At 70.3% G+C, this 25379-nt stretch carries 22 protein-coding genes; 14 read left to right on the top strand and 8 right to left on the bottom strand.

What is annotated here, in order from left to right; genetic code table 11:
• The first annotated feature begins 23 nt into the window (after positions 1-23).
• A complete protein-coding gene (gene miaB, locus ACFW0G_RS18110) occupies positions 24-1505 on the top strand; it encodes a tRNA (N6-isopentenyl adenosine(37)-C2)-methylthiotransferase MiaB (protein ID WP_378326455.1) in 1482 nt (493 codons plus the stop codon).
• On the top strand, positions 1505-1984 hold the full coding sequence (locus tag ACFW0G_RS18105) for a hypothetical protein (RefSeq protein WP_378326454.1): 480 nt from the start codon (positions 1505-1507) through the stop codon (positions 1982-1984). The genes miaB and ACFW0G_RS18105 overlap by 1 nt, the downstream gene beginning before the upstream one ends.
• Before the next feature lies 1 nt (position 1985).
• On the opposite strand, the gene ACFW0G_RS18100 is transcribed toward ACFW0G_RS18105, so the two are convergent.
• Both ACFW0G_RS18100 and ACFW0G_RS18095 read right to left on the bottom strand, forming a co-directional pair.
• On the bottom strand, positions 1986-2447 hold the full coding sequence (locus ACFW0G_RS18100; RefSeq protein WP_378326453.1) for a hypothetical protein: 462 nt from the start codon (positions 2445-2447) through the stop codon (positions 1986-1988).
• A gap of 764 nt (positions 2448-3211) precedes the next feature.
• Positions 3212-4525 carry a DUF349 domain-containing protein gene (locus ACFW0G_RS18095; protein ID WP_378326452.1) on the bottom strand — a complete coding sequence of 438 codons (1314 nt, stop codon included), beginning with the start codon at positions 4523-4525 and terminating at the stop codon, positions 3212-3214.
• Positions 4526-4750: 225 nt separating this feature from the next.
• Here ACFW0G_RS18095 and miaA point away from each other — a divergent pair, with 225 nt between their 5' ends.
• The gene (miaA, locus tag ACFW0G_RS18090; protein WP_378326451.1) at positions 4751-5665 is read left to right on the top strand and encodes a tRNA (adenosine(37)-N6)-dimethylallyltransferase MiaA; all 915 of its coding nucleotides are present in this window, start codon (positions 4751-4753) and stop codon (positions 5663-5665) included.
• 10 nt (positions 5666-5675) lie between these two features.
• The gene (dapF, locus tag ACFW0G_RS18085) at positions 5676-6503 is read left to right on the top strand and encodes a diaminopimelate epimerase (RefSeq protein ID WP_378326450.1); all 828 of its coding nucleotides are present in this window, start codon (positions 5676-5678) and stop codon (positions 6501-6503) included.
• 7 nt (positions 6504-6510) lie between these two features.
• On the opposite strand, the gene valS is transcribed toward dapF, so the two are convergent.
• Together valS and ACFW0G_RS18075 are read right to left on the bottom strand one after the other, a co-directional pair.
• Complete coding sequence (valS, locus tag ACFW0G_RS18080; RefSeq protein WP_378326449.1) at positions 6511-9042, bottom strand: valine--tRNA ligase; 2532 nt, start codon at positions 9040-9042, stop codon at positions 6511-6513.
• A gap of 148 nt (positions 9043-9190) precedes the next feature.
• Positions 9191-10456: an MFS transporter gene (locus tag ACFW0G_RS18075; RefSeq protein ID WP_378326448.1), complete on the bottom strand. Its 1266-nt coding sequence runs from the start codon at positions 10454-10456 to the stop codon at positions 9191-9193.
• A 58-nt stretch (positions 10457-10514) separates the two neighbouring features.
• Here ACFW0G_RS18075 and ACFW0G_RS18070 point away from each other — a divergent pair, with 58 nt between their 5' ends.
• From ACFW0G_RS18070 to ACFW0G_RS18060, 3 genes are read left to right on the top strand one after another with little or no spacing between them, the layout of a single operon-like run.
• The gene (locus tag ACFW0G_RS18070) at positions 10515-11015 is read left to right on the top strand and encodes an ArsR/SmtB family transcription factor (protein ID WP_378326447.1); all 501 of its coding nucleotides are present in this window, start codon (positions 10515-10517) and stop codon (positions 11013-11015) included.
• Positions 11016-11058: 43 nt separating this feature from the next.
• On the top strand, positions 11059-12522 hold the full coding sequence (gene hflX, locus ACFW0G_RS18065; protein WP_378326446.1) for a GTPase HflX: 1464 nt from the start codon (positions 11059-11061) through the stop codon (positions 12520-12522).
• A 53-nt stretch (positions 12523-12575) separates the two neighbouring features.
• Positions 12576-13598, top strand: coding sequence for a hypothetical protein (locus ACFW0G_RS18060; protein ID WP_378326445.1), 1023 nt, complete (start codon positions 12576-12578; stop codon positions 13596-13598).
• Positions 13599-13782: 184 nt separating this feature from the next.
• Here ACFW0G_RS18060 and lexA read toward each other — a convergent pair whose 3' ends face one another.
• Positions 13783-14451, bottom strand: a complete 669-nt coding sequence (gene lexA / locus ACFW0G_RS18055) for a transcriptional repressor LexA (protein WP_378326518.1) — start codon at positions 14449-14451, stop codon at positions 13783-13785.
• Positions 14452-14811: 360 nt separating this feature from the next.
• Between lexA and ACFW0G_RS18050 the strand changes: the two genes are divergently transcribed.
• The 5 genes from ACFW0G_RS18050 to ACFW0G_RS18030 all read left to right on the top strand — a co-directional run bounded on the left by ACFW0G_RS18050 (position 14812) and on the right by ACFW0G_RS18030 (position 21112).
• A complete protein-coding gene (locus tag ACFW0G_RS18050) occupies positions 14812-15297 on the top strand; it encodes a LysM peptidoglycan-binding domain-containing protein (RefSeq protein WP_378326444.1) in 486 nt (161 codons plus the stop codon).
• 313 nt (positions 15298-15610) lie between these two features.
• A complete protein-coding gene (gene nrdR, locus ACFW0G_RS18045; protein ID WP_378326443.1) occupies positions 15611-16102 on the top strand; it encodes a transcriptional regulator NrdR in 492 nt (163 codons plus the stop codon).
• 36 nt (positions 16103-16138) lie between these two features.
• Positions 16139-18961: a vitamin B12-dependent ribonucleotide reductase gene (locus ACFW0G_RS18040; RefSeq protein ID WP_378326442.1), complete on the top strand. Its 2823-nt coding sequence runs from the start codon at positions 16139-16141 to the stop codon at positions 18959-18961.
• A gap of 73 nt (positions 18962-19034) precedes the next feature.
• Entirely contained in the window at positions 19035-19925 is an 891-nt protein-coding gene (locus ACFW0G_RS18035; protein ID WP_378326441.1) for an RNA polymerase sigma-70 factor, read from the top strand.
• A gap of 77 nt (positions 19926-20002) precedes the next feature.
• On the top strand, positions 20003-21112 hold the full coding sequence (locus ACFW0G_RS18030) for an NAD(P)/FAD-dependent oxidoreductase (RefSeq protein WP_378326440.1): 1110 nt from the start codon (positions 20003-20005) through the stop codon (positions 21110-21112).
• 79 nt (positions 21113-21191) lie between these two features.
• On the opposite strand, the gene ACFW0G_RS18025 is transcribed toward ACFW0G_RS18030, so the two are convergent.
• Entirely contained in the window at positions 21192-21617 is a 426-nt protein-coding gene (locus ACFW0G_RS18025; RefSeq protein WP_378326439.1) for a DUF2871 domain-containing protein, read from the bottom strand.
• Between the two features lie 63 nt (positions 21618-21680).
• Positions 21681-22061, bottom strand: a complete 381-nt coding sequence (locus tag ACFW0G_RS18020) for a nuclear transport factor 2 family protein (RefSeq protein ID WP_378326438.1) — start codon at positions 22059-22061, stop codon at positions 21681-21683.
• Positions 22062-22125: 64 nt separating this feature from the next.
• Here ACFW0G_RS18020 and ACFW0G_RS18015 point away from each other — a divergent pair, with 64 nt between their 5' ends.
• Positions 22126-22722: a TetR/AcrR family transcriptional regulator gene (locus ACFW0G_RS18015; RefSeq protein ID WP_378326437.1), complete on the top strand. Its 597-nt coding sequence runs from the start codon at positions 22126-22128 to the stop codon at positions 22720-22722.
• Positions 22723-22843: 121 nt separating this feature from the next.
• Positions 22844-23215: a hypothetical protein gene (locus ACFW0G_RS18010; protein ID WP_378326436.1), complete on the top strand. Its 372-nt coding sequence runs from the start codon at positions 22844-22846 to the stop codon at positions 23213-23215.
• Here ACFW0G_RS18010 and ACFW0G_RS18005 read toward each other — a convergent pair whose 3' ends face one another.
• Complete coding sequence (locus ACFW0G_RS18005) at positions 23216-25228, bottom strand: prolyl oligopeptidase family protein (protein ID WP_378326435.1); 2013 nt, start codon at positions 25226-25228, stop codon at positions 23216-23218.
• Positions 25229-25379: the final 151 nt, after the last annotated feature.

Below are 25379 nucleotides of genomic sequence, written 5' to 3'. Positions count from 1 at the left end.
CCCCGCGTACCCTCGACGTCGAGATGAGCGCGCGTACTTACCAGATCCGTACCTTCGGCTGCCAGATGAACGTGCACGACTCGGAGCGGCTCGCCGGGCAGCTCGAAGAGGCCGGTTACGTGCCCGCGAGCGCCGACGGCGAGCCCGACCTGATCGTGTTCAACACCTGCGCGGTCCGGGAGAACGCGGACAACAAGCTCTACGGCACCCTCGGCCACCTCCGGCCGCGCAAGACGGCGAACCCGGACCTGCAGATCGCCGTCGGCGGCTGCCTCGCGCAGAAGGACCGCGGCGAGATCGTCGAACGCGCCCCGTGGGTGGACGTCGTGTTCGGCACGCACAACATCGGCTCGCTGCCGGCGTTGCTGGACCGGGCCCGGCACAACGCGAAGGCCGAGGTCGAGATCGTCGAGGCGCTGGAGACCTTCCCCTCCACGCTGCCCGCACGCCGCGATTCCGCCTACTCGGGCTGGGTGTCCGTTTCGGTGGGCTGCAACAACACCTGCACCTTCTGCATCGTCCCGGCGTTGCGGGGCAAGGAACGCGACCGCCGTCCCGGCGAGGTACTGGCCGAGGTCGAGGCGCTCGTCGCCGAGGGCGTGCTGGAGGTGACGCTGCTCGGGCAGAACGTCAACTCCTACGGCGTCGAATTCGGGGACAGGCTGGCCTTCGGCAAGCTGCTGCGCGCCTGCGGCGGCGTCGATGGGCTCGAACGCGTGCGGTTCACCTCGCCGCATCCGGCCGCGTTCACCGAGGACGTCATCGACGCGATGGCCGAGACCCCGAACGTCTGCCACCAGCTGCACATGCCGCTGCAGTCCGGCTCGGACCGGGTGCTGCGCGAGATGAAACGCTCCTACCGGTCGGCGCGGTACCTGAAGATCCTGGAGCGGGTGCGCGAAGCGATGCCCGACGCCGCCATCACCACCGACATCATCGTCGGCTTCCCCGGCGAGACCGAAGAGGACTTCCAGGCCACTTTGGACGTCGTGCGCGAGTCGCGGTTCTCCAGCGCGTTCACCTTCCAGTACTCGAAGCGGCCGGGCACGCCTGCCGCGACGATGGCGGACCAGCTGCCGAAGGAGGTCGTGCAGGAGCGCTACGACCGCCTCGTCGAGCTGCAGAACGCGATCGCCTGGGAGGAGAACACCAGGCTGGTCGGCCGCACGGTCGAACTGCTGGTGGCACAGGGCGAGGGGCGCAAGGACGCCGAGACGCACCGGATGAGCGGGCGGGCACGCGACGGCAGGCTGGTGCACTTCACACCGGCGGGCCCCGCGGTCGACCGCGCGGTGCGGCCCGGCGACGTCGTGGAGACCGTGGTGACCTACGGCGCTCCGCATCACCTGGTCGCCGACGGTGACGTGCTCAGCCACCGGCGGACCAGGGCGGGGGACAACTCCGAGGCCGGGAAACGGCCGAAAACCACCGGCGTGACGCTGGGACTGCCGGGCTTCGGTGCCCCGGTGCCCCAGCCCGCCGCGGCGAGCGGATGTGCGTTGTGATGACCGAGCAGGACGGCGAATCGTCCGCCGAAATGAAGGAACTGGCCGCCGAGATCGATCAGGTCGGCGAGCGCGCGGCGCGGACGGTCGAGCTGGGCCGCCGCGGCTTCACCATCTCGTTGTTCGTGTTCGTGCTGCTGATCGGCCAGATCCTGCCGTGGGTCGGCGGGGTCGTCGGCTGGGAGGTGCTGGTCGGGCACGGCGGCGGCGTTCCGCAGCTGTTCGCCGCGACCTCGACCGCGATCGGGGTGTTCGCCTCCGCGCTGACGCTGGCGACCCGGCGCTGGTGGCTGTCCTGGGTGTGCGCGGCGGGCGGCTGGTTCGCCTCGGTGGACGGGCTGCTGGCCATCTGGTCGCAGCAGTCCTCGCACGCCAGCGGCGCGACCGGTGGGGGACCGGGGATCGGCATGATCGTCGCCTGGATCGCGACGATCTGCCTTGCGGTGCAATGGATGCGTACCGCGTTCTCGCGTTCCTGAGCTAGATCACCACGAGCGCGAACACGCTGGAGTACGCGCTCGCGTAGATGGTCGTCTCGGGGTGGTAGACGCGGAGCGAGAGCGACGCGCTGACACTGAAACTCAGGCTCAGGCTGAAGCCCCCGTTCGGGCGGCAGGATGACGTCGCGATGTCGATCCACGCTCCGGCGCTGACCTGCTGCTGAACGATCAGCGGCTCGTCGGCGGTGATGGCGTCCAGCCCGCCCGGGGCCTCGACGCCGAGCTTGCCGGTGAGCTTGACCTTTTCGCCCTTCTTGACCTTGGCCTTGTCGAGCTTGGCATCGACCTTCACCTTGCCCTTCTTGGCCAGGTTCACCGAAGACGGGGCGGTCGCGGTGGTGGTCGCCGCGGCGGCCGTCGCCGGGGCGAGCCCGGCGACGAGACAGCAGAGCACGAGGGCGGACAGCACACGCCCGGTGCGGGAGAGCGTTGGTCTGTTCATGATCACAGCAGACCACCGGTGGCCGGGAAGAGCGCCCGGAACCCCACGGACGAGTCGCCCGATGACCACCTTCGGGTGGCCTTTTCACCCTGCGATTACCCAGCCGCACCCGCGGTTTGCCGAGGTGCGCGCTCCGAGGAACGCCCTCGTCACGCTGAACGTCGCCGGAAAGGCGCGGGGCAAGTCCGTGGGGGCCTGAGGTAAGGCGACATTCCGGCAGGTGAGTCCTTTGTGGACCCGGACCTGGCACTGATGCTGAACGCACCGAAGGTGTCTCCCGGCAGGTCCGGGTCCCCTCGGAAAGATGACCACGTGCGGTGGTCGCGAGTCCACGCGCTGAAGGACGCCTTCAGTGCGTTGGGCGTGCTGAAGGGCGCTTTCAGTGCGGCCAGTGCTGTGAAGGACGCCTTCAGTGCATCGGCGCCGGACAGCGGGCCGCCGAGTCGAGCGGTGTCGCGAGGGCACGTCCCGAACGCTCCGATCCGGACGCTCAACGTCGCGAACGCGCCGTTCGGGTCATCGTTTCGCTGCCCTGCCGCTGCGCTGCGCTGCCCTGCGCTGCCTTGCGCTGCGCTGGCATGTCGCGAACGTCGCGTAAGAGACGTTGAACGTCCCGAACGCGTCGTTCGCGACACCGCCACCACCGCCGGACCCGCACCGCGCTCCCCGCCCGTCACACCAGCCCCACCGCGCGGCAAAAGCCGTGAAGGACTCCTTACCGGCGCTCAGTGCCGGTAAGGAGTCCTTCACGGACCTGCAGGGTGTCAGCGATCCGCGACGGCGGCTTCGGCGGCTTCCATCCACTCGCGCCACTGCGCGGCCTGCTCGTCGGCCTTCTTCGCGCGGCGCTCGTCGCCGGCGGCGCGGGCCTTGGCCGCCTGCGCCTCGAACTGCTCGACGCGCTCGCGGAACTGGGCGGCCCTGGCCTGGGCCTCCGGGTCGGTCCGGCGCCATTTGCTGTCCTCGGCGGACTTGACGGCGTCCTGGACGGCCTTGAGGCGTCCGTCCAGCTCGCGGATCCGCTCGCGCGGGACCTTGCCGATCTCGTCCCACTGCTCCTGGATCCGGCGCAGCGCGTTCTTGGCGGCCTCGAGGTTGGCCGCGGCGTCGATCTTCTCGGCCTCGGCCAGCAGTTCTTCCTTGCGCGTGGCGTTCGTGGCGAATTCGGCGTCCCGTTCGGAGAACACCGCGGAGCGGCGGGCGAAGAACTTGTCCTGCGCGGCGCGGAAGCGCTGCCACAGTGCCTCGTCGCTGTCCTTCGGCGCGCGGCCGGCGGCCTTCCACTCGGTCATCAGCTGCTTGTAGCGGCCCGCGGTCTCGCCCCAGTCCTCGGAGTCGGCGATCTCCTCGGCCTCGGCGATCAGCTCTTCCTTGCGGTGCTTGGCGCTGGCCCGCTGCTTGTCCAGCTCGGCGAAGTGCGAGCCCCGGCGCCGGTTGAACGCCTCCCGTGCCTTGGAGAAGCGGCGCCACAGCTCGTCGTCGGTCTTGCGGTCGACGCCCTTGATGGTCTTCCACTCGTCGAGGATCGCTCGCAGCCGGTCCCCGGCGGCCTTCCACTGGGTGGACTCGGCGGCGATCTTCTCGGCCTCTTCGGCGAGCGTCTGCTTGCGCGCGACCGCGGCCGCGCGCGCCTCTTCCCGCTCCTGCTTAGCGCTGGCCAGTGCCTTCTCGGCGTGCTTGATGACGTACTCGATCCGGGCGCCGAGCGCGGCCAGGTCGCCGACGACCGCGGCCTCGGCCAGCCCGTCGCGCAGCTGGACGGCGCTGGACAGCGCGTGCTTCGGGTCGCCCGCGCCGGAGACCAGCCGCGTCTCGAGCAGCTCGATCTCGGTGCGGACGTCGTCGAACCGCCGCGCGTAGTGGAGCAGTCCCTCGTCCGGGCTCCCGGCCTGCCAGACCCCGACCGCACGCTCTCCCTCGGCCGTGATGACGAAAACGGTGCCTTCCTCGTCGACCCGGCCCCACTTGTCCGGAGTCGGCTCGGCGGGGGGCACCGGCGGGGCGGTGTGACCGGCGCCGTGCGCGTGCGGCATCGGGTGGGGCGCCGGGGTACCGGTGGACGTGTTCTCCTGGGCCATCGCAGGCTCCTTATCGCCTGTACGCCCGCTCGCGCGGGCGCCCCGCCGTGTGGCGGGGCCGGGTAATGCGGTTACGCGGTCCGTCGGGGCATCGGCCCCATGCGGGCATTCAAGCAGCTCAGCGTCGCCCGTGGTACTCGGTTGAGCTGTCCGAAGGCAGTGATCCTACTTCCGAAGTACGCACTCTGTCGGCCCGTCCGTAGCGCGCGGGTAACGTCGGCGCGCGTGATCAGCCCTGAGATCCGCCCGGTCGCGGTGGTCGGCCCGACCGCGACCGGCAAGACCGCGCTGGCCGTCGAGCTGGCCCTCGCGCTCGGTGGCGAGGTCGTCAACGCCGACGCCATGCAGCTCTACCGGGGGATGGACATCGGTACCGCGAAGGCCTCCGCCGCCGAACGCCGCGGCGTGCCGCATCACCTGCTCGACGTGCTGGACGTGACCGAGACGGCCTCGGCCGCGGCCTACCAGCGCGACGCCCGCCGCGCGGTCGAGGACCTCATGGCGGCGGGCAAGGTGCCGGTGCTGGCGGGTGGCTCCGGCCTGTACGTCCAGGCCGTACTCGACGACCTGCGCTTTCCCGGCACCGACCCGGCGGTGCGGGCGCGGTTGGACGCCGAGGCGGCCGAGCACGGTACGGACGTCCTGTACGCGCGGCTGCGGGAGAGGGACCCGGCCGCGGCGGCCGCGATCCTGCCGACCAACACCCGCCGGATCGTGCGTGCGCTGGAGGTCATCGAGATCACCGGCGCCCCGTTCTCGGCGAACCTGCCGAAGCCCGGCCCCGCCCGGTACGGCGCCGTGCTGGTCGGCGTCGATCGCGACGCGGGGGAGCTGGACGAGCGGGTCGGCCTCCGGGTGACGCGGATGTTCGAGGCCGGGCTGGTCGACGAGGTTCGCGCGCTGCTCGGCCGCGGGCTGCGCGAGGGGAAGACCGCATCCCGGGCGCTGGGCTACCAGCAGGTGATCGCCGCGCTCGACGGGGACGGCGACTTCGCCGAGGCCGCCGCGGCGACCGCGCAGGCGACTCGCCGGTTCGTGCGCAGGCAGCGCTCCTGGTTCCGGCGTGACGCCCGCATCGAGTGGTACGACGGCGCCGACCCGAAGCTGGCCGCACGCGTACTCGAACGGCTGTTCCAGTAACCTTGGACCCATGGGCGGCATCGAATTCCTCAAGGGACACGGCACGCAGAACGACTTCGTGCTGCTGCCCGACGCGGCGGGCCGCCTCGAACTGACCGAGGCGCGGGTCGCGGCGCTGTGCGACCGCCGTCGCGGTCTCGGCGCCGACGGTGTGCTTCGCGTCGTCAAGGCCGAAGCGCTCGGCGAAGACTCCGCCGGTGAGTGGTTCATGGACTACCGCAACGCGGACGGCTCGATCGCCGAGATGTGCGGCAACGGCGTGCGCGTGTTCGCGCGGTACCTGGTGGACGCCGGGCTGGCCGCCGAGGGCGAGTTCGTCATCGGCACGCGGGCAGGGGACCGGCCGGTCGTGGTGCACCCCGACCGCTCCGTGACCGTCCACATGGGACCGGCCACGATCACCGGGACGTCGGTGACCGTGGTCGCGGGCGAGCCGTTCTCCGGCGTCGCCGTCGACGTCGGCAACCCGCACCTGGTGTCCGTGCTGGAGGACGACGTTGCCGGGCTGGACCTGCGTGACCAGCCCGATTTCGACCACGACGTGTTCCCCGCCGGGGTGAACCTGGAGTTCGTCAACCGGCTCGGCGAGGGCGCGTTGCGGATGCGTGTGCACGAACGCGGCGTGGGGGAGACCCGCGCGTGCGGCACCGGCACGGTGGCCGCGGTGGCCGCCGCGCTGCACCTGGCGGGCACCGACACCGGCGCCTCGACCGTCGACATCCCTGGCGGCCGCGTCGAGGTCACCGTGTCGCGCGGGGCGTCGACGCTGAGCGGTCCCGCCGAAATCGTCGCGCGCGGCGAACTCGACGAGACGTGGTGGGCCGCCGCCGACGCGTGACCGCCGCTCAGGCAGGCAGCGCCACCGTCACCTCGACGGCCAGCTCCGCGCCGTCCCGGGTGGCGACCCCGGCGACGGCCCCGGCCGTCCGGATGTCGGGTTCGATCCGCCCGAACCGATCGAGCACCTCGGCGGGCCCGGAGACGGTCAGCAGTTCGACGCCGGTGCGCATGGACACCCTGGCGTCCGTCTTCGCCCGGCGCACCGCGCTGATCACCTGACCGGCGAGCGTCAGCAGCTCGGGTTCCCCCGGCGCGGCGTCCGCGGACGGCCATGGCGCGCGGTGCACCGAACCGTCCCGCCACCACGACCAGACCTCCTCCGCGGTGAACGGCAGGAACGGCGCGAACAGCCGCAGCACCACCGAAAGCGCGGTGACCAGCGTGCTCCGGGCCGACAGCGCCGCCGCCTCGCCCCGGTCACCGTAGGCACGGCCCTTGACCAGTTCGACGTAGTCGTCGCAGAACGTCCAGAAGAACGCCTCGGTCACCTGCAGCGCTCGCGCGTAGTCGAGTTCCTCGAACGCGGCGGTCGCCGTGGTGACCACAGTGGACAGTTCGGCGAGCAGTGCCCTGTCCAGTGGCTCGGTGGTGGCGATGGCCTCGGGCACGCCGAACCCGAGCACGAACCGGCTGGCGTTGAGCAGTTTCGTGGCCAGCCGCCGCCCCACCTTCATCTGTCCCTCGTCCACCGCGGTGTCGACACCGGGCCGCGCGCTCGCCGCCCAGTACCGGACCGCGTCCGAGCCGAACCGGGTGAGCAACTCGGCCGGGGTCACGACGTTCCCGCGCGACTTGGACATCTTCTTGCGGTCGGGATCGAGCACCCAGCCCGAGATCACCGCGTCGCGCCACGGCAGCGCGTCCTGCTCCAGCTCCGCGCGGACCGTGGTGGAGAACAGCCAGGTCCGGATGATTTCGTGCGCCTGCGGGCGCAGGTCGTACGGGAACACGCGCGCGAACAGATCGTCGTCGACGCTCCAGCGCCCGGCGATCTGCGGGGTCAGCGACGACGTCGCCCAGGTGTCCATCACGTCGGTCTCACCGGTGAACCCGCCGGGGACGTCCCGCTGCCCGGCGGTGTAGCCGGGCGGGACGTCGGTGCTCGGGTCGACCGGCAGGATGTCGTCGCCGGGCACCAGCACGTCACCGCGCTCGCCGTGTTCGTCGAGCGCGTACCAGACCGGGATCGGCACGCCGAAGAACCGCTGACGGCTGATCAGCCAGTCGCCGGTGAGCCCTTCGACCCAGCTCTCGTAGCGGACGCGCATGTGCTCGGGAACCCAGCGCAGCTCCCGGCCGCGTTCGAGCAGCCGGGCACGCAGACCCTCGTCGCGCGCGCCGTTGGCCAGGTACCACTGGCGGCTGGTGACGATCTCGAGCGGCTTGTCGCCCTTTTCGTAGAACTTCACCGCGTGCGTGATCGGCCGCGGTTCGCCGCGCAGCGCACCGGCGCCGCGCAGCAGGTCCACGATCACCTGCCGTCCGGTGTGGACGGTCTTCCCGGCAAGCGGCGCATAGGTTTCCGGCGCGACACCGGCCGGGGCCTCGGGCAGGAACCGGCCGTCCCGCCCGAGCACCGGTCGTGTTTCCAGCCGCAGCGCCCGCCACCACGTGACGTCGGTGGTGTCGCCGAACGTGCACACCATCGCGATCCCGCTGCCCTTGCCCGGATCCGCGAGGTGATGGGCGAGCACCGGGACCTCGACGCCGAACACCGGCGTGCGCACGGTTTTCCCGAACAGGGTGGCGAACCGTTCGTCATCGGGGTGCGCGACCACGGCGACACAGGCGGGCAGCAGCTCGGGCCGGGTCGTCGAGATGAGCACCTCGGTGCCGTCCGCGGTGCGGAACACGAGATCGTGGAACGCGCCGGGCCGCTCGCGGTCCTCCAGTTCCGCCTGTGCCACGGCGGTCCGGAACGTGACGTCCCACAGCGTCGGGGCTTCGGCCTGGTACGCCTCGCCGCGGGCGAGGTTGCGCAGGAATGCACGCTGCGAAATGAGCCGGGTCGTGGTGCCGATCGTCTGGTACGTCGTCGTCCAGTCCACCGAGAGCCCGAGATTGCGCCAGACGTCCTCGAACACCTTCTCGTCGGTTTCGGAAAGTTCCTGGCACAGCTCGATGAAGTTCCGGCGGGAGCACGCGAGGACGTCCTTGCCGGGACGCTCCGGCGGCCGGAAATCCGGGTCATACGGCAGGGAAGGCTCGCATCGGACACCGAAGTGGTTCTGCACGCGGCGTTCGGTCGGCAGGCCGTTGTCGTCCCAGCCGATCGGATAGAACACCTCGCGGCCGCGCATCCGCTGGTAACGCGCGAGGACGTCGGTGTGCGTGTAGGAGAACACGTGTCCGATGTGGAGGGACCCGCTCGCGGTCAGCGGCGGCGTGTCGATCGCGTAGACCTCGTCGCGGGTCTTCGTGCGGTCGAAATGGTAGATCCCCGAGGATTCCCATACCGGCGCCCATTTCCCCTCGAGACCGTCGACACCGACCTTGTCCGGGACTCGTGGGCTCTGCGCCGGGAATGCGGGATTCATGGGGGAACTGTAGACGTGTGCGCGGTCGCTCGCCGTCGATTTTCCTCATCCGGCCAAAAGCAGGCCGGCCCCCGTGCGGCACGTAACCGTTGCTACGCAGTCATTCGGCCGTGACTGTGGTCGGATGGGGAAAGATCGGCACAGTCTTTCAGGCGGCGGCTTTCTCCGCGGCGGGCTCCGGGAGCGTCCGCATCCGGCGCAGTGGCGAGAACACGACCCACAGCGCGCCGGCGGCCTCCCCGGCGAGCGCGACCCACACCGCGCCACGCAGCCCGATCAGCTCGCCCAGCGCCCCGCCGACCAGCCCGCCGAGCGGCAGCGTGCCCCACACGACGAACCGGACGCTGGCGTTCATCCGGCCGAGCAGCCGGTCCGGGCAGATCGCCTGCCGGTAGCTGACCTGCGAGACGTTGTAGACGATGATGCCGAAGCCGCCGATCGCCAGGCCCGTCACGGTCAGCGCGATCCGCCAGCCGGGCGCGCCGAGCGGGACCAGCAGATGCGCGGGCCAGGTGAGCAGCGGCACCAGCCAGATCGCGCGGATCTGCCCGATCCGGCGGATGATCGCCCCGGAGCACAGCGCGCCGAGCACCCCGCCGGCGCCACCCGCCGCGAGCATCATGCCGACGGCCCCCGGGGCCAGCCCGACCGTGCGGGTCAGGAACAGCACCTCGACCGCGGTGAACGCGCCGTTGAAGAGATTGGATGTCGAGGTACAGGCCACGATGGCCCGCAGCGGGCGGTCGGTGAAGACGAACCGCAGCCCCTCGCCGATCTGGGGCAGCATCCGCGCGCGTTCGGGACGCTCCGGGGCCGGTTCCGGAGCGCGGATCCGCCACAGGCACAACGCCGAGGTCAGGTAGCCGAGGCCGGTCAGCAGCACCGTGTTCGCGGCGCCCGCAGCCTGCACCAGCCACCCGGCCAGGCTCGGCCCTGCCACCTGCGACGTCGATTGGACCGCCTGGAGCTTCGTGTTGCCTTCCACGAGATGTTCGCGGCCCACCAGCGAAGGCAGATAGGACTGGTAGGCCACGTCGAAGAACACCGTCGCGATGCCGGTCAGCAGCGCGACCACGAGCAGCTGAGGCAGTGTGAGCACCCCGGCCCACCAGGCCACGGGCACGCTGAGCAGCAGCACCCCGCGCACGAGGTCGGCGGCGAGCATCAGCGGTCTGCGGCGCATCCGGTCCACCCACACGCCTGCCGGGAGTCCGATCAGCAGGAACGCCACGGTCTCCGCCGCGGTGAGCAGCCCCATCTGGAACGGCGTCGCGGCCAGCGTCGTGGCCGCGAGCAGCGGCACGGCCGTGTACCCGACGAACGTGCCGAGCTGGGCGGCCGCGTCACCGGACCACAGCCGCCGGAAGTCCGCATGGAAGAAGAGCGAGTCCCCAGGCACGCCGGTAGTCTCCATCGAGTGATTGGAAAGTGTCAATCACTTTCGCGGTCGACGGCGTCTCTAGGCTGTCGCCGTGTCCGAAAAGCTACGGCGCGCCACGGAAGCCGAGGCGAACGCGCTCGCGTCCGGAATAAGGCTGCGCATCATCCGGTTGACCTTCGCGGAGGCGCTGACCAACAAGGAGCTGGCGCGGCGGCTGGGCAGGGATCCGGCGACCACGCTGCACCACGTCCGCAAGCTGGTCGAAACGGGATTCCTCGTACCGCAGGAACCGCGTCGCGGGGCCAGGGGAGCCAAGGAGATCCCGTACCTTTCCACCGGGCTTTCCTGGCACCTGGACTCGCACGGTGACCGGGCGATCGACCAGGCCATGCTCGAGGCCTACCTGGCCGAAATCGCCGACCTCGGCTTCGAGGACGTCAACCAGACACGGCTCGTCGTCCACGTTTCGCCAGGCGAACGCGCCGAGCTGGAACGGCGCCTCCACGACCTGCTGGAGGAGTACCGCCTGCGGCCCGCCGAAGCGGGTGTGAAACGCACGGCGGTGTACCTCTCGACTTATCCCAGCAGGTAATCCGTTCGGCGTCCGCCGCGAACCGTGGGACAATTGGGGCACGATGACAGAACAGACACACGCAGACCACAACGACACGGACTACTACGACACCGATTTCCACGACGTGGATCCGTCCACCGGTGAGCTGGAGCTCGAGGACCGCGCGTCGCTTCGCCGCGTCGCGGGGCTGTCCACCGAGCTCGCCGACGTCACCGAGGTCGAATACCGCCAGCTGCGGCTGGAGCGGGTCGTCCTGGTCGGCGTGTGGACCGAAGGCACCGCGGAGCAGTCGGAGGCCTCCCTCGCCGAACTGGCGCGGCTGGCCGAGACGGCGGGTTCCGAGGTGCTTGAGGGGCTCGTCCAGCGCCGTACCCGGCCCGACCCGGCGACCTACATCGGCTCCGGCAAGGTCCGCGAGCTGCGGGACATCGTCGGTTCCACGGGCGCGGACACCGTCATCTGCGACGGGGAACTCTCGCCGGGCCAGCTGCGGCAGCTCGAGGAGAAGGTGAAGGTCAAGGTCATCGACCGGACCGCGCTGATCCTCGACATCTTCGCCCAGCACGCCCGGTCCAAGGAGGGCAAGGCCCAGGTCGAGCTGGCCCAGCTGCAGTACCTGATCCCGCGGCTGCGCGGGTGGGGTACCTCGCTGTCCCGGCAGGCCGGTGGCCGTGCCGGCGGCGCGAACGGCGGCGTCGGCCTGCGCGGTCCCGGTGAGACCAAGCTGGAGACCGACCGCAGGCGGATCAGCAAGCGCGTCGCCAAGCTGCGCCGCGAGATCGCCGCGATGGACACCATCCGGGTGACCAAGCGCGGCAGGCGCGTGGCCAACGAGGTGCCGAGCGTGGCGATCGTCGGCTACACCAACGCCGGGAAGTCGAGCCTGCTCAACGCCCTGACCGGGGCGGGGGTACTGGTCGAGGACGCGTTGTTCGCGACCCTGGACCCGACCACCCGCCGCAGCCAGACCGCGGACGGGCGGACCTTCACCCTGACCGACACCGTCGGCTTCGTCCGGCACCTGCCGCACCAGCTGGTGGACGCGTTCCGCTCGACGCTGGAGGAGGCCGCCGACGCCGACCTGCTGCTGCACGTCGTCGACGGCGCGGACCCGGCTCCGGAGGAGCAGGTCAGCGCCGTGCGCGAGGTGCTGGCCGAGATCACCCGGCAGCGCAACGAGCCGCTGCCGCCGGAGATGCTGGTGATCAACAAGGCCGACGCCGCCGACGAGGTCACCCTCGCCCGGCTGCGGCACGCCCTGCCGGGCTCGGTGCAGGTCTCCGCCCGCACCGGTGCCGGGATCGCCGAGCTCGCCGGGGAACTCGCGGACCGGCTGCCCCGGCCACAGGTGGTGATCGACGCGCTGGTGCCCTACACCCGCGGCGAGCTCGTCGCCCGCGCCCACGCCGACGGCGAGGTGCTGGAGGAGGAGCACGTCCAGGACGGCACCCGCCTGCGCGTCCGGGTCCATCCGGACCTGGCGGCGGCCCTGCACCAGTTCGAGACCAACGGATCGCGGGTCTGACGCGTCCTCCGTACTGTGCGGATCATGGTGATCCGCACAGTACGGAGGTGGACGTGCGGACAGTAGGGGCGATCGCCGCGGCGGTGCTGCTGGGAACGGTGCTCACCGGGCCCGCCGCGGCGGCGGAAACCCCACCGGCGCCCGAAACGCTGTGCACCATCACGGATCCGCGGGTCGACGAGCTGTCGGGCCTGGTCTCCGACGGCGAGCAGTGGTACGGGATCAACGACGGCGGCGAGCGCGTCGAGGTGTTCGTGCTCGGCAGGGACTGCGCGGTGCGGAAGGTGCTCACCGAGGGCACCGATCCCTACGACGTCGAGGATCTCGCCCGCGCGCCGGACGGCACCCTGTGGCTTTCCGACACCGGGGACAACCGCGCCGACCGCAAGACCGTCGCGCTGCTCGCGCTGAGTCCACAAGGCAAGGTCACCCTCCACCGGCTCACCTACCCGGACGGCCCGCACGACGCGGAGGCGCTGCTGCTCGACCGGTCCGGCACGCCGTACCTGATCACCAAGGACGTGCTCGGCGACTCGAAGGTCTACCGGCCCGCCGCGCCGCTCGCGAGCCCGGGGCCCACGTCGCTGGAGAAGGTGGGCTCGCTCAAGTTCGAGACCACCGGTACCCAGGGCGGGCCGGTGGGCTCGTTCGGGTCGGCGCTGGTCACCGGTGCGGCGTCCACTGTGGACGGAACCGTGGTGGCCCTGCGCACCTACACCGACGCCTACCTCTACGCCGCACCGGACGGCGACGTCGTGGCCGCGCTGCGGCGCCCGCCGGTGCGGATCCCGTTGCCGGGGGAGAAACAGGGGGAGGCGCTCGCCTTCGAACCCGACGGCACGCTGCTCTCCGGCGGCGAGGGGGTCGGCCAGCCGATCCGGGCGGTGCGGGGCGCGGCCGCGCTGGCGCCGCGCGCCGCGCCCACCACCCCGGCGGCCCCGGCGGATGCCACCGGTGGTCCCGGCGCGGAGGCGGACGGGGCCGGGCTCCCCGTCCTTCCCACCGCCGGGATCGTCCTGGTGGTCGCGCTGGGCGGCTGGTTCGGCGTCAGCAAACTACGCCGCCGACGCCGCTGACCAACATCCGTACCCGGCTCGCGGGAGTCCGGGTTCGCGCTCCGCAAATGGGGCTTACGCAACTCGCGGGGGGTCCGGGGGCGTGCCCCCGGGCGGGGTGTGGGGGTTGCACCCCCACAAGACACCTGAGCGGGGGCCAGGGGTTCGCGCTTTCCGCGAACACACCTCACCCCAACCGCCCCGCTCACAGCCGCCGCAGCACCGCGACCACCTTGCCCAGCACCGTGGCGTCGTCACCCGGGATCGGTTCGTACGCCTCGTTGTGCGGCATCAGCCAGATGTGCCCGCCCTTGCGCTTGAACGTCTTGACCGTGGCCTCGCCGTCGATCATCGCCGCCACGATCTCGCCGTTGTCGGCGGTCGGCTGCTGCCGGACCACCACCCAGTCGCCGTCGGTGATGGCCGCGTCGACCATCGAGTCGCCGGTGACCTTGAGCAGGAACAGCTCGCCCTCGCCGACGATCTCCCTCGGCAGCGGGAACACGTCCTCGACGGCCTGCTCGGCGAGCACCGGGCCACCGGCGGCGATCCGGCCGACGAGCGGTACGTACGCCGCCTTCGGCATGGACGGCTGCTGGTCCATGTCGATGCCCATCGGGTTGTCGTCGGTGGACGCCAGCACCCCGACCGCCCGCGGCCGGTTCGCGTCCCGGCGCAGATATCCCTTGCGCTGCAACGCGCGCAGCTGGTGGGAGACCGAGGAGGTCGAGGTCAGCCCGACCGCCTCGCCGATCTCCCGCACGCTCGGCGGGTACCCGAACTTGCTCACCCAGGTCCTGATCACGTCCAGCACCTGCTGCTGGCGCACGGTCAGCGCGTCGTCCACGTCGTAGATCTCGGGCAGGGGGTGCACCTTCGCCGTGCTCCCGCGTGCACCTCCCGTCTTGCCACCCGTCGCCGAGTCCTTCTTAGCCACTGCGTCGCCTCCCAGACGTTCCACGTTTCCCGCCGGCGGCGCCCACGGTCGCGGGCGCGCTCACCGGCGGCATCTGCCCGGCAGATGCCCTGGTCACCGACGTTAGCCCCCGGCAGCGTCGATTTCAAACATCTGTTCGACGGACACGCCGTGTCCCTCTCGATTTTGTCGGTGCGGGGTGGTAGACCTTCGCACGGGCGTTCGATAGAACGCCTGTTCGGTTCGAATCGATAGCCGGTGCTCAGCGCCCCGGCCGGGCCGGACGGCAGGACGGAGCAGGTTACGAGGAGGTCCGTGATGTCCATTCTGGCCGAACGCGGAGTGGTCCGCCCGGTCGACACCGGCTCGGCGCCCCCGCCGCCGCGGGTACGGGTGTCCCGGGGCAGGCGCGCGGAGGCGCTGCGCCCGCCGACCAGGGCGCGGGTCGTGGCGGGCAGGCGGGCGGTGCCGGTCGGCTGCGCGACACCGCGTCGGCGCGCGATCCGGTGGCCGTGGCTCGCCGCGCTCGCCGTGGCGACCTGTCTCGTGATCACCGGATTGGGTCTTTTCGCGCACGGCGCGCCGGGTGCGGCGGTGCCCGCGCGGACCGCGGCGGTGTCGGTCGAGCGGGGCGACACGCTGTCGAGTCTCGCCGAACGGTTCGCGCCGTCGAGCGACCCTGGCGCGGTTGTCGACCGGATCAAGGAGCTCAACCGCCTGGACGACGCCGTGCTCGTGCCCGGGCTGCTGCTCACGGTCCCGGTCGCCGACGGCGCGGTGGACGCCATGATCACCGGGCGGTGAGGTGTCAAGCATTCCCGGCCGCCGTGGGGGATTTCCCTGTTTCACCCGGTCGTGGCGGTTGCGAAGCTCCTCGGCGCGATCTAAGGTCGACCGCTATATGTAGTAGTTACACCGCTGTAGTTGGTCCACAGGTTGGGGTAGACTCGGTACCAGTTGTCCACAGCTGGCCGGTGTTCACCCACCGGATGTCCACAAGTTGATCACCAGGTACACCGCAGCACGGGTGCCCGGTGAGCGCGGTTCCCGGTTGCGCGTGGCTGCCGGGAGGGACGTCGAACGGGGCGGCCGGCACGGAGGGGAAGGTGATCGGCGGATGAGGTGCCCGTTCTGCCGGCATGCGGACTCTCGGGTCGTCGACTCCCGAGAGGTGGATGAAGGTCAGGCCATCCGGCGGCGGCGCTCGTGCGCGCAGTGCGGCCGGCGGTTCACGACCTCGGAGACGATGGTGCTCGCCGTCGTCAAGCGGTCCGGGGTCACCGAGCAGTTCAGCAGGGACAAGGTGGTCCGGGGCGTCCGGCGGGCGTGTCAGGGCAGGCCGGTCGACGACGACGCGCTGCAGCAGCTCGCGCAGCGGGTGGAGGAGTCGATCCGCTCGGCGGGGCTGGCGGAGATCCCGAGTCATGAGGTCGGCCTGGCGATATTGGGCCCGCTGCGGGAACTCGACGAAGTCGCCTACCTCCGCTTCGCCAGTGTCTACCGCTCCTTCTCGTCCGTCGAGGACTTCGAGAAGGAGATCGCGGACCTTCGTGAGGCCATCACCGCGGGTCGTGCTGCGCAGGACGAAAGCGATCAGCGCGGGCGGTGAACAACGCCGTCCCCGTGCGGGAGTGAGGGAACACCCATGACCGAGACCGTGGGAGCAGACGGCGCCGCCGCGGCGGGCAAGAGCAGGAAGAAGGCACCGAACGGGCTGACCGTGCGGCGGGTCTTCACCACCGAGGGCGTGCATCCCTACGACCAGGTCACCTGGGAGCAGCGGGACGTCGTCATGACCAACTGGCGCGACGGCACCGTGAACTTCGAGCAGCGGGGTGTCGAGTTCCCGGAGTTCTGGTCGGTCAACGCTACCAACATCGTCGCCAGCAAGTACTTCCGCGGCGCGCTCGGCACGCCGCAGCGCGAGCACAGCCTCAAGCAGCTCATCGACAGGGTCGTGCGCACCTATGCCGGGGCGGGCTCCGAGCACGGCTACTTCGCGACGCCCGCCGACCTCGAGATCTTCGAGCACGAGCTGACCTGGATGCTGCTGCACCAGGTGTTCAGCTTCAACTCGCCGGTGTGGTTCAACGTCGGCACGGCGTCCAAACAGCAGGTCTCGGCCTGTTTCATCCTCGCCGTCGACGACACGATGGAGTCGATCCTCAACTGGTACCGCGAGGAAGGCCTGATCTTCAAGGGCGGCTCCGGCGCCGGGCTCAACCTCTCCCGCATCCGGTCCTCGAAGGAGCTGCTCACCTCCGGCGGCACGGCGTCCGGCCCGGTCTCGTTCATGCGCGGCGCGGACGCGTCCGCGGGCACCATCAAGTCCGGCGGCGCCACCCGGCGCGCGGCGAAGATGGTCGTCCTCGACGTCGACCACCCCGACATCGAGGAGTTCATCCAGACCAAGGCGCGGGAAGAGGAGAAGATCAAGGTCCTCCGCGACGCCGGGTTCGATATGGACCTCTCCGGCGCGGACATCTCCTCGGTGCAGTACCAGAACGCCAACAACTCGGTCCGCGTGTCCGACGAGTTCATGCAGGCGGTCGAGACCGAGGGCCAGTTCGGCCTGCGCGCCCGGCTCAGCGGCGAGGTGATCGACCGGGTCGACGCGAAGAAGCTGTTCCGCACCATGGCGGAGGCGGCGTGGGAGTGCGCCGACCCCGGTCTGCAGTACGACGGCACGATCAACGACTGGCACACCTGCCCCGAATCCGGCCGCATCACCGCATCTAATCCTTGTTCCGAGTATATGCATCTGGACAATTCCAGCTGCAACCTCGCTTCGTTGAATCTGCTGAAATTCGTCACCGAGGACGGCCGGTTCGACGCGCCGTTGTTCGCGCGTGCCGTCGAATTCGTCATCACCGCGATGGACATTTCCATCTGTTTCGCGGATTTCCCGACCGAGGCGATCGGGGACACCACCCGCAAATTCCGTCAGCTCGGGATCGGCTACGCCAACCTCGGCGCGCTGCTGATGGCGCTGGGGCACGCCTACGACTCCGAAGGTGGCCGCGCACTCGCCGCGTCGATCACCTCGCTGATGACCGGTGTTTCCTACCGTCGTTCGGCCGAGCTGGCCGGGGTCGTCGGGGCATACGAGGGATACGCCCGCAACGCCGAGGCGCACCAGCGCGTGATGCGCAAGCACGCGGCGGCCAATGAGCTGGTCCGCACTTATCACGAGAATGATGCCGCAGTGCGCGGATTGGCGACCGAAGAATGGAAGCGCGGCATCGAGATCGGTGAAGTTCACGGTTGGCGAAATGCGCAAGCCAGTGTATTGGCTCCAACGGGAACTATTGGATTCATGATGGATTGCGATACCACCGGAATTGAGCCGGACTTCTCCCTCGTGAAATTCAAAAAGCTCGTCGGCGGCGGTTCTATGCAGATCGTCAACCAGACCGTGCCCCGCGCGCTGACCGCGCTCGGTTACCAGGGCGAGCAGGTCGAGGCGATCGTCGAATACGTCGCGCAGCACGGGCACGTCGTCGACGCGCCGGGGCTGCGGCCGGAGCACTACGAGGTCTTCGACTGCGCGGTCGGCGAACGGTCGATCGCGCCGATGGGGCACGTCCGGATGATGGCCGCGGTGCAGCCGTTCCTGTCCGGCGCCATCTCGAAGACGGTCAACATGCCGGAGTCCGCGACCGTCGAAGAGGTCGAGGAGATCTACTTCCAGGGCTGGAAGCTCGGACTGAAGGCGCTGGCCATCTACCGCGACAACTGCAAGGTCGGGCAGCCGCTGTCGACCGGCAAGAAGGACAAGGCGGAGGCCGAGCCGGAGAAGGTCGTGGAGTACCGGCCGGTGCGCCGCCGCCTGCCGAAGAAGCGGCCGAGCCAGACGGTGTCCTTCACCGTCGGTGGCGCCGAGGGCTACCTGCACGCGGGCTCCTACCCGGACGACGGGCTCGGCGAGATCTTCGTCAAGCTCGGCAAGCAGGGCTCGACCCTGGCCGGGGTCATGGACGCCTTCTCGATGTCGATCTCGGTAGGCCTGCAGCACGGCATCCCGCTTGAGTTCTACGTCTCGAAGTTCTCCAACCTGCGTTTCGAGCCGGCGGGCATGACCGACGACCCGGACATCCGGATCGCCACCAGCGTCATGGACTACCTGTTCCGGCGCCTCGCGCTGGACTACCTGCCCTACGAAAAGCGTTCGCAGCTGGGCATTTTCACCGCGGACGAACGGTCGGCGCAGGTCGAGGCCAGCTACCCGGCCACCGGCGAGAACGTCGACCTCGAAACCCTGCGGTCCACTGTGGACTCCTCACCCGCGCCGCGGCGCGCGGAGTCCGAACCCGAACAGCAGGACGCGCACACCACCACCGAGCTGATGGAGTTGCACCTCGGCAAGGCCGCGGACGCCCCGCTGTGCATGACCTGCGGCACGAAGATGCGGCCCGCCGGGTCCTGCTACGCCTGCGAAGGCTGCGGCGCCACCTCCGGCTGCAGCTGACCGGCCCGAGCCGATCGGATGGGGGTTCGAACGGGCCCCATCCGATCGGCTCGGACGCGCTAGCATCGGGGAGGTGACGGTACCGGGCCCTGAGGTGACGCTGTTCGAGCAGCAGCGCCGCCGGTTGTTCGGACTCGCCTACCGGATGCTCGGTTCGGCCGCGGAAGCCGAGGACATCGTGCAGGACGCGTTCCTGCGGTGGCACGGCGCGGACCGGGAGCGCATCGAGACGCCGTCGGCCTGGCTGGCGAAGGTGGTCACCAACCTCTGCCTCAACCGGCTCTCCTCCGCGCAGGTCAAACGCGAGAGCTACATCGGCCCCTGGCTGCCCGAACCGGTGCTCACCGGCGATGGCGCGCTCGGTCCACTTGAGACAGTCGAGCAGCGGGACTCGGTTTCACTGGGGGTCTTGATCCTCTTGGAACGGCTGACGCCGCCGGAGCGCGCGGTGTTCGTCCTGCGGGAAGCCTTCGGGCATCAGCACCGGGAAATCGCGGAGATCCTGGAAATCGACGAGGCGCACTCGCGGCAGCTTCACCTCCGCGCGCGCAAGCACGTCGCGGACGCGCGGACCCGGTTCGCGGCCGAGAGCGACCAGCAACGCCGCATCGTGGAGCGTTTCCTCGCCGCGACGCTGGAGGGCGACGTCGCCGGGCTCGAGAAGCTGCTCGCCGAGGAGGTCGTGTCGTGGGCCGACGGCGGTGGCACGGTGACCGCGGCGCGGCGCCCGATCACCGGCAAGGACCGGGTGCTGCGGTACCTGCTCGGCATGAGCGGACGGCCGGAGGTCGCGCTGGTCCGCACCGAGATCACCGAGGTCAACGGGCACGCCGCCGTACTGTTCCACGTCGGGGACGCCCTCATGGCCGTCCTCGTGCCCGAGGTCGACGGCGATCGCGTCACCGCCGTGCGCATGGTCCTCAATCCCGACAAGCTCGCGTTCGTCACCGCCCAGCTGGGGTGAGGACGCTCACGCCCGGACCTGTCACGGATCGTCCCGCTCGCCGGTTCTCCCTTTGCGACACGAAAGGGGACGAATCCATGACTCACCGCCTCGTGATCCTCGGTGCCGGATACGCCGGGCTCCGCGCCGCCAAGCGGGCCGCGAAGCTGCTGCGCGACCGCGATGTCCGGGTGACGCTGGTCGACCGGGAGGGACGGTTCTTCGAACGGGTGCGGACGCACCAGCTCGCCACAGGACAGGAACTGCGCGAACGGCGGTTGCCGGATGTGCTGGCCGGGACCGGGATCGACCTCGTCACCGCGACCGTGACCGGCATCGACCTGGACGGCAGGACAGTGCTGCTCGACGCTGAGCCGCACGCTGTCCTGTACGACACCCTCGTGTATGCGTTGGGCAGCGGCGCGGACGTCGACGCGGTACCGGGCGTGCGCGAGCACGCATTGACGGTCGCCGGCCCGGCCGGAGCGGAGCAGCTGCGCGCCCGGCTGGACGCCCTGCCCGCGAAGAGCGCCGTCGTCGTGGTCGGCGGCGGGCTCACCGGCATCGAGGCCGCTACGGAGATCGCCGAAATCCGGCCGGATCTGCGTGTCGAGCTGATGTGCGGCGCGCAGATGGGCGGCTGGTTGTCCGGCCGGGCCCAGCGCCACCTGCACAGGGCCTTCGAGCGGATGGAAATCGGGCTGCGCGAAGGAGTTCGCGTCGCCAAGGTCGGCCCGAAGGACATGCTGCTGGAGGACGGCGGGAGTGTGCCCGCCGACGCCGTGGTGTGGGCGGCCGGGTTCCGCGTTCCCGCGTTGGCTGCCGAGGCCGGGCTCGCCGTGGACGGACGTGGCCGGATGCGCGTCGACGAACGGCTGCGTTCGGTGTCGCATCCGGAGGTCTACGGTGTCGGCGACGCCGCGGCAGGGCTGGCCGCGGGTGGGCGGGAAACCCGGATGTCCTGCCAGACCGGGTTGCCGATGGGGCAGTACGCGGCGGGGGCCATCGCGCGTGAGCTGACCGGGCGGCACCCGAAACCGGCGCGGATCCGCTACGAGTGGCAGAACATCAGCCTCGGCCGCCGCGACGGCGTCACCCAGTTCACCCGCGCCGACGACAGCCCGGTGAACGTGGTGCTCACCGGGCGGGTTTCCGCGTGGTTCAAGGAGATGATCACCCGGCTCGCGGCCTGGATGACCGTGCGCTGAAGTGCCGTGAAGGCCTCCTTACCGGCGTTGAGCGCCGGTAAGGAGGCCTTTACGGCCCGGGAACGAGCCGCTCCGCTGGTCAGGCCTTTTCCGCCTTGGCGCGCGGGAAGATGCCGCGGTGCAGCAGGATCAGGAACACCACCAGCCCGGCGGACAGCAGGATGTGCCCGAGCCCCGCCATCCCGGCGATCGCGGCGCCGGAGTTCTTGCCCAGCACGGTCAGCGTCCCGTGCACGACGAGGAACGCGACCGTCCACAGTGTCCCGACGTTGTAGAGCCAGAAGAACCAGGCGAACAGTTTCCGGTGGGCGCTCAGTGTGAACAGCTTCTCGAGACCGACGACGATCAGGAAGAACAGCGTGCCGAGCGCGAGCAGGTGGGTGTGCACCACCGAAAGCTGTGTGTCACCGGTGAAGTCGTTGGCCTTGGTCAGTTCGCGGTAGTAGAGCCCGGCGATCAGGCCGAGTGCGGTGTAGACGACGACGGAGTAGTAGAGCTTCTTCATGCGTTTCCTGTCTTCACCACGCGGCGGTGGTGGCACCGCGTGTCCGATCCGGGTGGTGGGCGGTCAGGGAGTCCGGGTGATCTGGTCGATGTGGCGCAGCCTGCCGTCGGGCGCGAGCCGCCCGAACAGGTAGACCTCCGTAACGGTCTCGCGCCCCTTGCGGGTCGCGGCACTAAGGGTGTAGCGCGCGGCGATCCGGTCGCCGGTGACCAGTGTCTCGGCGACGTCCACGCGGCAGGTGGTCACGTTCTTGCGCACCGGGCGGGCGTGCGCGACGAGTTTTTCGCGGTCGAGCCGGATCCCGTCGCTGACCCAGGCGATGTCGGCGGTGTGGTAGCGGTCGACGATCACGGCCGGGTCCTCGTCGCCGAAGGCCATCTGGTCCACATAGGACTCAAGGTACCCGGCGAAGTCCCGCGCCGGGGTCGGATGGTCGGTCCCCATGGGTTCACTCCTCTAACTTTGACAGCGGTGTCAAAGTTAGCGCGAGGCACTATCCTTGACAAGGATGTCGGAGATAACACCGCGTCCCGCTCGTCGTCGCAGGCGAGCCGACGCCGAACGCAGCGCCGCCGCGGTTCTCGACGCGGCGCTGACGGTGCTCACCCAGCGTCCGGAAGCCAGCGTCGAAGACGTCGCGGCCGCGTCCGGCGTCAGCAGGCAGACGGTCTACGCGCACTTCCCGTCCCGGGACGCGTTGCTGCACGCCGTGGTCGACAGGATCACCGCGGAGACGGTGGCCGTGCTCGACGCGGCCCGGCTCGACGAAGGCCGGGCCACCGAGGCGCTGCTCCGTTTCCTCGACGCCGGATGGCGGACGTTCGAGCGTTACCCCCTGCTCCAAGGATTGCCCGCCGTGGACGCCGAGACCGACCGCGCGCGGCACGAGCCGGTGCTCGCGCGGCTTCTCGCGTTGGTGCGGCGAGGTCAGCGGAGCGGGGAGTTCGACGCGGACCCGGCGCCGGAGTGGCTTCTCACTGCCACTGTCGCGCTCGGCCACGCCGCGGGGGAGCAGGTCGGTGCCGGGCGGATGACAGCCGACGCGGCGCTAACGGAACTCCGCCGCTCTGTTCTGCGCGTCTTCGGCGCCCGGAAATCCGGGTGACAGCACGCGGCGGACGTCGGATACTGCGCGGCGTGGAGATCACCTCGGGCGACCGGACGGGAGCGGCGGGCTTCGGGTAGCTCCGCGGGGAAATCCCTCGCGGTGCTACATGGGAGCTGTCATGTCTCGCACCGCACACCACGTCCCGCCCGCGCACCGGAGTCCGTCCCGGCACGGGTGGAACTCCGTCACGCTCACGGATCTGCGTTACGACCACGCCGCGCGGAGCCGGGCCCGTAGCGAGCGTCGCCGCGTCCGCCCGCGGCTGATCCGTCGTCGCGTGGAGGTCCACGCCTTCCCTCGTTCGCTCCCGCACGACCGCGAGATCTCCCGGCTGGCCCGGCTCGCCGAGCGCGGCGCGCGGCAGCGGCTGCGCCGGGAACTCACCGTGCTGCGCCGCGAGGCCAACGACCGCGGCCGGATCTGGACGGACACCGGGAACGACCCGGCGCCCGTCCGGCACCGCCACGGCGCGGAGTGGCACTCCTGGTGATCAGCCCGCGAGCCGCTCCCACAGGAATTCCAGCATCAGCGCCCATTTGAAGGCCAGCTGCTCGTTGTCGGCGGCCGCACCGTGGCCGCCCTCGATGTTCTCGTGGTAGCTGACGTCGTGGCCCAGCTCCCGCAGTCGCGCGACCATCTTGCGCGCGTGCGCGGGGTGCACCCGGTCGTCCCTGGTGGACGTCACGAACAGCGACGGCGGGTATTTCCGTCCACTGTGGACGTTCTGGTACGGCGAGTACTCCCCGATGAACTCCCACTCCGCCGGGTCGTCGGGGTCGCCGTACTCGGCCATCCACGACGCGCCCGCCAGCAGCCGGTGGTAACGCCGCATGTCCAGCAGCGGCACCTGGCTCACGATGGCGCCGAACAGCTCGGGATAGCGGGTCAGCATGACGCCCATGAGCAGGCCGCCGTTGCTGCCGCCCTGGATGCCCAGCCGTTCCGGGGTGGTGATGCCGCGTTCGGCGAGATCCACCGCGACCGCCGCGAAGTCCTCGTACACCTTGTGCCGCTCGGCCTTGATCGCGCTCGTGTGCCAGTCCGGCCCGTATTCGCCGCCGCCGCGGATGTTCGCGACGACGTATGTGCCGCCGCGTGCGAGCCAGCCCCGGCCGATCACGCCGCTGTAGCCCGGGGTCAGCGAAACCTCGAAGCCGCCATACCCGGTGAGCAGCGTCGGCCCGCCTTCGGCACCGGAGGGCTGCACGACGAAGTACGGGATCTGCGTTCCGTCCAGCGACGTCGCGAAGTGCTGCGCCACCGTCATCCCCGTCGAGTCGAAGAACGCCGGCGCCTGCCGGAGCACCTCGACCTCGCCGCCGACCTGGCCGTAGCTCAGCGTCGACGGTTGCGTGTAGCCGCTGGAGTCCAGCAGGTACTCGTCGTTGAGGTCCGGTTCGGTGTCGGTGATCTCGGCGCTGCCGAGGTCCGGCGCGCCCGCCAGGGGCTCCTCCGCCCAGCCGCCGGCGCCGGGGGTGAGCACACGCAGCTCGGTCCGGACGTCCTTCAGGACGCCGAGCAACAGGTGGTTGCGCGTCCAGGCCCAGTAGTCGAGCGAGGTGTGCGGATCGGGCCGGAACAGCACGGTGAACGCGCGCCCGCCCGCCATGAAGTCGTCGAACCCGATGGCGAGCAGCGAGCCCGCCGGGTAGCGGTCGTCGCCGACCGTCCACGCCGACCGCGGTTGCACCAGCAGCCATTCGCGGTGCACCGAGGTGCGGGCGTCCTCGGGGACGTCCACCTTGACGAGCCCGCCGGGGGTCCGCAGATGCCGTTCGGAGCGGTAGAAGTCCAGCGAGCGGTAGACGAAGTCGCGTTCGTAGCCCACGGTCGGGTCGTGATAGGCCGACACCGAGACGTCGTCCGGCTTGCCCTCGAAGACCGTTTCGGCCTCCTCCAGCGGGGTGCCCCGCCGCCATTCCTTCGCCAGCCTCGGATAACCCGAGGTGGTCAGCGAGCCCGGCCCGAAATCGGTGCCGATGTAGACGCGGTCGGCGTCGATCCAGCCGATCCGGGTCTTGGCCTCCGCGACGGTGAAGCCGTTTTCGACGAACGCGTGCGCGTCTAGATCGAACTCGCGGACGACGGTCGCGTCGGCGCCGCCACGCGACAGCTCGACCAGCCCCAGCCGGTAGTCCGGACGGAGCACGACCGCGCCCTGCCAGACCCAGTTCTCGCCTTCGGCCTCGGCCAGCGCGTCGACGTCGAGCAGGATTTCCCAGTCCGGTTCGCCCTGCCGGTACTCCGCCAGCGTGGTGCGCCGCCACAGCCCGCGCGGATGCGCCGCGTCCTGCCAGAAGTTGTAGAAGCAGGCACCGCGGCGGCGGATGTACGGGATGCGGTCGTCGGCGTCCAGCACCTCACGGATTCCGTCCCGTATCTCCGCGAAGCGCGTGCCGCTGGTGAGCTCGGCGAGCGTTTCGGCGTTGCGGGCACGCACCCAGTCCAGCGCTTCGTCGCTGGTCACGTCCTCAAGCCAGAGGTACTGATCTTCCACACTCATCCTCACAGTCTCTCCGTAGGATCCTGTCCTGACCGCCACCGGGTGGGTGTATTAATTTCGTGATCCGGTCACCCGTGGATATCCGTATGCTGGATTCCGCTCCGTGTGACGCTGTGTGGCCGGAGGGGGAGCGTGCGCGCGGATCACCCGC

Source organism: Amycolatopsis sp. NPDC058986, assembly GCF_042741125.1.
Taxonomy (GTDB): domain Bacteria; phylum Actinomycetota; class Actinomycetes; order Mycobacteriales; family Pseudonocardiaceae; genus Amycolatopsis.
The sequence above is the reverse complement of the archived record's forward strand: the minus strand, read 5'-3'. Positions and strand labels throughout refer to the sequence as shown.

What these genes read in the sequence shown, in the direction of transcription:
- miaB (WP_378326455.1), top strand. Translation starts at nt 24, where the DNA reads ATGAGCGCGCGTACTTACCAGATCCGTACCTTCGGCTGCCAGATGAAC.
- ACFW0G_RS18105 (WP_378326454.1), top strand. Translation starts at nt 1,505, where the DNA reads ATGACCGAGCAGGACGGCGAATCGTCCGCCGAAATGAAGGAACTGGCC.
- ACFW0G_RS18100 (WP_378326453.1), bottom strand. Translation starts at nt 2,447, where the DNA reads ATGAACAGACCAACGCTCTCCCGCACCGGGCGTGTGCTGTCCGCCCTC.
- ACFW0G_RS18095 (WP_378326452.1), bottom strand. Translation starts at nt 4,525, where the DNA reads ATGGCCCAGGAGAACACGTCCACCGGTACCCCGGCGCCCCACCCGATG.
- dapF (WP_378326450.1), top strand. Translation starts at nt 5,676, where the DNA reads ATGGGCGGCATCGAATTCCTCAAGGGACACGGCACGCAGAACGACTTC.
- valS (WP_378326449.1), bottom strand. Translation starts at nt 9,042, where the DNA reads ATGAATCCCGCATTCCCGGCGCAGAGCCCACGAGTCCCGGACAAGGTC.
- ACFW0G_RS18075 (WP_378326448.1), bottom strand. Translation starts at nt 10,456, where the DNA reads ATGGAGACTACCGGCGTGCCTGGGGACTCGCTCTTCTTCCATGCGGAC.
- hflX (WP_378326446.1), top strand. Translation starts at nt 11,059, where the DNA reads ATGACAGAACAGACACACGCAGACCACAACGACACGGACTACTACGAC.
- ACFW0G_RS18050 (WP_378326444.1), top strand. Translation starts at nt 14,812, where the DNA reads ATGTCCATTCTGGCCGAACGCGGAGTGGTCCGCCCGGTCGACACCGGC.
- nrdR (WP_378326443.1), top strand. Translation starts at nt 15,611, where the DNA reads ATGAGGTGCCCGTTCTGCCGGCATGCGGACTCTCGGGTCGTCGACTCC.
- ACFW0G_RS18040 (WP_378326442.1), top strand. Translation starts at nt 16,139, where the DNA reads ATGACCGAGACCGTGGGAGCAGACGGCGCCGCCGCGGCGGGCAAGAGC.
- ACFW0G_RS18030 (WP_378326440.1), top strand. Translation starts at nt 20,003, where the DNA reads ATGACTCACCGCCTCGTGATCCTCGGTGCCGGATACGCCGGGCTCCGC.
- ACFW0G_RS18025 (WP_378326439.1), bottom strand. Translation starts at nt 21,617, where the DNA reads ATGAAGAAGCTCTACTACTCCGTCGTCGTCTACACCGCACTCGGCCTG.
- ACFW0G_RS18020 (WP_378326438.1), bottom strand. Translation starts at nt 22,061, where the DNA reads ATGGGGACCGACCATCCGACCCCGGCGCGGGACTTCGCCGGGTACCTT.
- ACFW0G_RS18015 (WP_378326437.1), top strand. Translation starts at nt 22,126, where the DNA reads ATGTCGGAGATAACACCGCGTCCCGCTCGTCGTCGCAGGCGAGCCGAC.
- ACFW0G_RS18010 (WP_378326436.1), top strand. Translation starts at nt 22,844, where the DNA reads ATGTCTCGCACCGCACACCACGTCCCGCCCGCGCACCGGAGTCCGTCC.
- ACFW0G_RS18005 (WP_378326435.1), bottom strand. Translation starts at nt 25,228, where the DNA reads ATGAGTGTGGAAGATCAGTACCTCTGGCTTGAGGACGTGACCAGCGAC.